Consider the following 1079-nt stretch of genomic DNA (forward strand, 5'->3'; position numbering starts at 1 on the left):
GCCACGCCGATGCCGCCCAGCGGGCAGTCCTCCGACCGGGTGGCTTCCGTCAGGCGGACCACGCCGCCCGCGGCCACGCCCATCTGCACGGTCTGCCCGCCGCGCCGCAGTATGTGCATGGCGGGGACGTCGTCCGCGTTGTCGTCCGAATCGGCTGGTTCCTCTGGCTGGTCCTGTGGGTCTGTCGCCAGCCGCACCGTGGACGGGCGTACCCCCAGCAGCACGCAGCGCCCCTCCGGGTCCATGCCCCAGCGCAGTTCCACCGGTTGCCCGGCCAGACGTTCCGCCGCCATGGCCAGACCGGCCAGTCCCTGCAGGAAGGGCGGTTCCAGCAGGGCGGACCCGCGCAACAGGCCGCGCAGCGAATCGGAAGGGGCCAGCGGCTCGTGGCCGCCCGGCAGGGGGGCACTGGCGGTGCGCTGGGGGATTTCGCAGCACAGCAGATCGAAGGGATGCACCCTCGACAGGGCGTAGTGGTCGATGGACACGGGGGGGGCGTGTTCAGGATCGCCCCCTGAGGGAAAGCGGGCTTCCACCAGCACGGCATGCCGCACCGGCCCCATGGGGGCGTGGCTGTGCAGCCAGCCGGAAACGGTCAGGGAAGATTCCGGCAGGATCAGGGCTGCCATGCCGTGGATGGTGCCCGCTGCGCCTGTCTGGCCTGTCGCGTCGGCATTCCCCGTGGCCTCGCGCAATGCATCCCGCAACGTCTGGGGCAGCATGTCGGGGACCACCCCGGTGCGTTCCGTTTCACGTCCCGCCGGTCGTCCGGTTTCGTCCACGGGGCAGACCCGCACGGTGAAGGATGCCGTTCCGCCCATCCGCATGGCCCGGTCGCGCAGGGCTTGCGCCACGGTGTCTGCGGCCTTGCCGCCTTCTGTCAGTGCCGCGCACCCGGCCGTGCCCGCCACCAGCGCATCCGCAATGCGCGCCCCATGGTGGCGGGCCAGCCGGGCCAGGCATGCCGCCTCGAATCCTGCCGCCGGTTCCTGCTCCCAATCCACGTCGCGCACGTCCGCAACCATGTCGGCCAGGGTTCCCGCAGCCGCCCCCGCAGCCGTGATCGCGCCCGTGTCCGA

The 1079-nt window shown here is 72.1% G+C and carries 1 protein-coding gene; it reads right to left on the minus strand.

Going from position 1 to position 1079, the window contains the following annotated elements; genetic code table 11:
• On the minus strand, nucleotides 1–1079 hold a 1079-nt coding region (locus tag FVW27_RS16735), incomplete at both ends, for a hypothetical protein (protein WP_208294859.1).

The organism is Nitratidesulfovibrio liaohensis, from assembly GCF_011682075.1.
GTDB lineage: Bacteria > Desulfobacterota > Desulfovibrionia > Desulfovibrionales > Desulfovibrionaceae > Cupidesulfovibrio > Cupidesulfovibrio liaohensis.